4 protein-coding genes are annotated in these 6,422 nt (G+C 58.5%); 2 read left to right on the top strand and 2 right to left on the bottom strand.

The window, feature by feature from the left end; all coding sequences use genetic code 11:
• The first annotated feature begins 417 nt into the window (after nt 1-417).
• A complete protein-coding gene (locus AC1A0G_RS10480; RefSeq protein ID WP_476529553.1) occupies nt 418-1,269 on the top strand; it encodes an Abi family protein in 852 nt (283 codons plus the stop codon).
• Between the two features lie 261 nt (nt 1,270-1,530).
• Nucleotides 1,531-3,084, top strand: a complete 1,554-nt coding sequence (locus tag AC1A0G_RS10475; protein ID WP_476529552.1) for a 3'-5' exonuclease — start codon at nt 1,531-1,533, stop codon at nt 3,082-3,084.
• Nucleotides 3,085-3,235: 151 nt separating this feature from the next.
• On the opposite strand, the gene ychF is transcribed toward AC1A0G_RS10475, so the two are convergent.
• Both ychF and AC1A0G_RS10465 read right to left on the bottom strand, forming a co-directional pair.
• Entirely contained in the window at nt 3,236-4,336 is a 1,101-nt protein-coding gene (gene ychF / locus AC1A0G_RS10470; RefSeq protein WP_476529550.1) for a redox-regulated ATPase YchF, read from the bottom strand.
• A gap of 146 nt (nt 4,337-4,482) precedes the next feature.
• Entirely contained in the window at nt 4,483-6,279 is a 1,797-nt protein-coding gene (locus tag AC1A0G_RS10465) for a CocE/NonD family hydrolase (RefSeq protein ID WP_476529548.1), read from the bottom strand.
• Between the last annotated feature and the right edge of the window lie 143 nt (nt 6,280-6,422).

Genomic DNA, 6,422 nt, shown 5'->3' with positions numbered 1-6,422 from the left:
GAAGCCTGAGCGCCCTCGCCTGGAACTCCTTCGTATAACGAGTCTTTCCGGTCATGTTCCTAGTCTCCCATCAATGAGATAAAACACGGAACAAAAACCAGGTCACATCACTTGGAATCACTACAATTCCAAGGCCCTCAGTGCTATGCGACTATGCGGCAATCACTTCTTGCTCACATTAAATTTGAACTCGACGCCATCACCGGACTGCGTCGCATTTTTGCCTGGAATGGTCGCACGGCATCGCGATTGTCCCGCACTGTGGCAGCATGATGAGACTGCGAATCACTGATGGTCGAGTCCGGATGTTAAATTAAATATCAACAGCAGCCTTCCACGCCTCCTTACAGTGCGCAACCCGGGAGGCTCTTTTCATTTCCGGAGGTGTCGGTGAAGCCCGCGAAGAACTTGGATGAGATGATCGAGCTCATGGAGTCACGAGGCTTGAGCGTGCCGGATCACGACGAGATGTGCCGGATTCTGTTTGATTCCAACTACTATCGGCTGTCCGGTTATTTCCGCGCGTTTCAGATTGATCCGGCGCACGGGGACAACGACTTCAAACCGAACGTCACTGTTTCGGAATTCCTCGAACCGTATCGGCTGGACGGTGAACTACGTTCCATGATTCTGCGGGGCACGGCTCTTATCGAGTTGACGGTACGGTCTCGTTTCGCGTATCTCATCACCCGGAATGGCGGCGCATACTCGTACGCGGACATTGACTCGTACGAGCCGATCACCAACCGCAAAGGCGTCGAGCTTCGCACTTCGCTGGTTGCGAACATCCGCAAATGGATGGACATGTCGAACGAGATATGCATCCGACACTATCGGAAGGCGGGCGAACCGGTGCCGATATGGGCGGCGGTGGAGACCATGCCGTTCGATACCGTGTCACGCATGCTCAGCCTGCATAAGGACACGGAGGCGCTCAAGGAGCTGTACCGGTCGCTTGGCATACGCACCAACCTGCGCACCGCATCCGAGATTATCCACGCGATGGTCTACCTGCGCAACCTGTGCTCGCATCACAGCAGGCTATGGCACCGCGAAATGATCATCGTGCCGCCGGTCACCAGAGACATGCGCCGCCGATACCCGAACTTCGGCTACGAGCAACGATCAGTCGCACAGGCGTTAATCGCGTTATTCTACTTTGCGGATGAGATCAACGGCGACGATTCGTGTTCCAATGAGCTCATTAACTTTCTTTCTGAACATCATCACTACGACGACGGCATACATCATCCATTGCATTGGGAATAAGCAAGATCGGTGTTTGAGAGCGCAACACGTTTACTTTGCTAGGCCAAGCAATCAGCACTATTCGTCATGGATTGCGTAGGTGCTGTCCACTGATATGTCCATGTTGATATGCTTTAGCCAGTACGCGAAGACGCTTGGTACCTGTGACGGGATGAAAGACTCATCCGGCTCAGCCAATATCGGTACACGAGTCAGCAGAAGCAAAATGAAAGATCACGCCGAACGATTCCGGTTCGGATGCAAGTGCAACGAGGAGGATGCATGAGATTGTTTTCCTGGCTGTTCGGAGGCCGCAAAGGACGCCATGCATCACAATCTCAAGATGAAGTACGGCAAGTGGTGCTTCTACCTCTATCGGACCATCCGGATAATCCAGTAAGCAGACCCGTATCGGCACCAAACGCATTGGTGGAATTCCGCACGGCCGCAATAGCGGCCGACGCGGTTGTATTGGATACGGAAACAATCAGCTCAGAGATTGGCCCACAGGTGGTGGAGATTGGAGCGATTCTTCTCCGCAACGGTTTTCCCATTCACGAGTATGAGCAGCTGATCACGCCGGTCGGAGACTTACCTGTATCAGCGAAACTGTTTTCCAAAATCACGGAAGCTGACATCGCTGGACAGCCCGAGGCCGCGCAGGTCATACCAGTATTCATTGAATCGGTGATGTCCCTTACAATCATCGGACACAATATCTCATATGACATCGCCGCAATAAACCGGGAAGCGGATCGAATGGACTGTCCGCATCTTGTCAACAATGTCATCGATACACAGCGCCTTGGCAGCGACATGTTCCCAAATGCTCCTTCGATGAGTCTTCTTGAGCTCTCAAAACTGTTGGGGGTCGCCGATGAAGAAGCACATCGCGCGCTTCAGGACGCCAGACAGACACTTGCGTGCTGGCATCGATTGAGGACCATGGACAGGCCAAGGTTTTTGTCCACGGAGGAACAACGGAAATCCGCGCAACGTGCCATCGCAGAGAGACGCCGTAAAGACAAGATATTCGCCAAAAGCGCCTATCTTGAAGGTCTTAGTACCACGCCAATCAACGTCCAGCCAGAAGGTCGCATCATCGAAAGCATGGACTGCGGTGTAGAAATTTCCGGCGATGAACATCATCAAGACATCCTGCGCAGTTACGGATACGACGCATGGCTGTGGGTATACGTGACCGAAGACAGAATTCGTTCTGGCAAATATCTCGGCTATCCGACATATTGGGTCTACCTTGATGGCGAGGAGATTGGTCACATCAGCAAATACCAGATGGAGCGCCATTGTGGACAGGTTCCCGCCGATGGTGCCGTCATGCTGGCTCACATCCCTGATCGCGCTAAGGACCGAGACAAAAACCAATGGCAGCTTCGTCTGCAAATGCCAGACGAACATGCGCCGGTCGATTTATCTTCGCAGGTTGTTCTACCTTCGAAGCCGGAACCTGAGATTAAACCGATTCGGAGTTCGCAGACTCCGAAGGAGAGCCTGCGCCGTCCTGAAACTCGCGGCGGGTTCGTCAACGCCAAACCTCACAAAAAAGTACTATCGCCAACCGAACGGGTAGTGAATATTGCGCCAGCACAGGGAACAGACATCCTGCTGTCCGACCTCGATGACAACACACGCATGTGGGTCACGGTGAGACCGACATCACAATACTTGGCGGTACGATTCACCGGAACTCTTATCGGGACTGTCCCGCTTCCCGACAACCTTGATCCTTTCGGGAACGAGGCGAAAGTGACCGCAGCGACTATCCGAAGAATCAGCGGAGAAACTCATGTAGAAATTGAGCTCCCGAAAGACTGACTAGTTCTCGCTGACTATCCGCACCTTCCCGCAGACACCCAGACACACGACAAAACGCCCCAAGCACAAGCCCACACAACAACTGAACGCAAATATAAGCCGAGGCCTTTGGAATTACTAAGGTTCCGAAGGCCTCGGCACTATGCGACAATCACTTCTTAGACGTTGGCGAGAACTTGAACTCGACGATGTCGCCGTCCTGCATGACGTAGTCGCGGCCTTCCTGGCGGAGCTTGCCTTCCTCCTTAATCTTGACCATCGAGCCGTCGGCGGCGACGAAGTCGTCGTAGGAGACGATGTCGGCCTTGATGAAGCCCTTTTCGAAGTCGGTGTGGATCACACCGGCGGCCTGCGGGGCGGTCCAGCCCTTGTGGATCTGCCAGGCGCGCACCTCCTTCTCGCCGGCGGTCAGGAAGGTCTGCAGGCCGAGGATGTCGAAACCGACGCGGGCCAGCTGGTCGAGGCCCGACTCGGTAAGGCCTGCATCGGCGAGCATCTCGCGCGCGTCGTCCTCGTCGAGGTCCGTCAGGTCGGCCTCGAACTGGGCGTTGAGGAACACGGCCGGAGCGGGAGCCACGGACGCTGCGAGCTTCGTCTTGAGCTCGTCGTTGGCGAGTTCGTCGTCGTCCACGTTGAACACGTAGATGAACGGCTTCGCGGTCATCAGGTGCAGGTCGTAGATGTCGGACTTGTCGATCTTGCCAGCGGCGGCCGCATGGTCGATGGTCTCGCCGTCCTCGAGGATGGCCTTCGCCTTCTTGACCGCGTCGAGGTACGCCGGCTCGATCTTCTTGCCGCGCAGGTCCTTCTCGAGCTTCGGCAACGCGTTCTCGATGGTCTGCATGTCGGCGAGGATCAGCTCGGTATTGATCGTGTCGATGTCGTCGGCCGGGTCGACCTTGCCGTTGACGTGGACGATGTCGTCGTCCTTGAACGCGCGCACGACCTCGCAGATCGCGTCCGCCTCGCGGATGTTGGCGAGGAACTTGTTGCCCAGGCCTTCGCCTTCGGACGCGCCCTTGACGATGCCGGCGATGTCGACGAACGTGACGGTGGCGGGCACGACCTTCTCGGTGTGCACGAGCTTGGCGAGCACGGGCAGGCGCTTGTCGGGCAGCGGCACGATGCCAGTGTTCGGCTCGATGGTGGCGAACGGATAGTTTTCCGCGAGGACATTGTTGCGCGTCAGCGCGTTGAACATGGTGGACTTGCCGACGTTCGGCAGACCGACGATTCCGATAGTAAGAGACATGAGTCCCAGTATTGGCGGCAAGGTGGACGTTGCCGGGCAGACCCGTGATGCGGTATGTCGTCGTCCACTGATCGGAGGGGCAACGGACGGCAACATATCGGCATAGGACCACGGAAAGCATCCACCTCGCCCGCACGTGCGTACGATCAGGCCATCGGCACCGTCAGCCGCACCGAATCGAGATCTACCTCGAAATCGGACAGCGGCACGGCCGCAAGCCGTTTCGAGTTGTTGTAGACCGCGAGCGCAATCCGATGCCCGGCGCGCACGGTCCAGTCGGTGGCGAGCAGGTCGAACGCGACGTCCATCCATTCGCCGGTCGCCGTGGGCGCGAACGTGTCGAACGAGTCCTTGTGGGCGGTGGCGATCCAGCCGCGCGTCACCATGTTCTGTATCTCATGCGATTTGCGCGGCACGCACACCGGGTAGACGGCCTTGTCGTCGTCGGACGAGCCGCCGACCGCGGGCCGTTTCTCCTTCAATTCGACGAGCGCGTGGATGTCTTCGCTCACCTGCACGTAGTTGCCTTCGCCGTATTCGATGAGCGAGACGCACAGGTTCGTGTCGGGTGCGGATGCCTTGACGCGCAGGCTGATGTGCGGCGTGCCGGAGATGTGCCGGTCGGCGGCGAGCGGTTCGCTCACGTACAGCAGCCGTTCGTCGCTCGCGTGACCGGATTCGCTGAACGGGATGAGTTCGCGGATGCGCGCGCCCTTGATCGTGGCGACATGATCGCCCTGATCGGATTCGTCATCATCCGCCGCAAACTCGCGCAGCTCGCCCAGTCGCGCGTCCGCTCCCCCGCGCACGCCGAACGTGCGCGCCGTTGTTCCCGGCACCGGCCAGCTCGCGTATTCATGCCAGTTGCCGTCCGGGTCTTCGATCGCAGCCTCCGGCTCGTCCATGATGCCGTTATCGATGTTCTTGAGCCAGTAGTCGAACCACCGTTCCAAGGTCGCGAGCCACATGTCGTGCCTCACGTCGAACGGGTCGTCGTGCGCGTACTGGTGCAGCCAGATCTTGCGCGGCACGCCGCACTCCCCCAGCGCCTTCCAGTATGTATCGACCTGGTTCATCATCACGTTGAGGTCGTTGACGCCGTGCACGAGGAACACGCTGGCCTTGAACCGGTCGACGTGCGCGCGGTAGTTGCGTTCGGCCCAGAACTCGTTGTAGCTGCGATGCTCCTTGTCGGCGCCGTCGTGCAGCCGCTGCCAGCCGCCCTTGGTGTTGAACCGCTGGAGTTTGCCGTCGGCGGTGGACTGCAGGGTGACGGCGAAGTTGTCGGGTTCGAACCAGCCGCCGTCGGCGTCGTCGCCGTTGAGCAGCGCGCCGTGCGGATGGTACCAGTCGTATTGGCTGGAGATCGCGGAGATCGGCACGATGGTCTTGAGGCCTTCGATGCCGGTGGCGGCCATGCCGTTGGGTACGGAGCCGTCGTAGGATTTGCCGATCGCGCCGACGAGTCCGGATGCCCAGTAGGCGGTCATCTCGTTGTCGGGCTCACGCCGGTCGCGGGTCATGTAGCCGGTTGCGCGGCCGTTGAGCCAGTCGACGACCGCGTTGGCGGAGGCGATGTCCTTCGGCCCGCCGATGTCGCAGAATCCTTCGGACAGCGCGGTGCCGGATGTGGCGAGCATGATGACCGCGTAGCCGCGCGGCACGAAGTAGTTGTCGTAGAAGAACGGGAACTGTTTGAGCGGACTGTTCCACTTGTCTTCCGGGTGCATGTACTCGAATTTCTCGCCGTGGCGGTCGTACAGCTCGTAGTACGGGCTGGGGTCCATGATGACGGGGATCTTTTCGGTGCTGTCGAGTTCGCGCGGGCGGATGATGTCGGCGCGCACCAGGTCGTTGCGGCCGTCCGCGTCGCCGTCGAACGGCAGTTCGATGTACACGAATTCGCGGATCGCGTTCTCGTATGAATACCGGGCTTCGCTCATGCCGGCCGTCTCCTTGTGTCTGTCTGATGTTCTGTCTGATATGACGTTGCGCACGGCGGACAGTCACCGCATCGTCCGCCGTGCGCAACGCTACCCGCGGCCGTACCCAGCACGGGCCGACGCCTACGACGATAGCGATTGCG

The sequence above is a fragment of the Bifidobacterium sp. LH_230 genome, from assembly GCF_056357555.1.
This window is presented reverse-complemented; position numbering and strand designations above follow the sequence as displayed.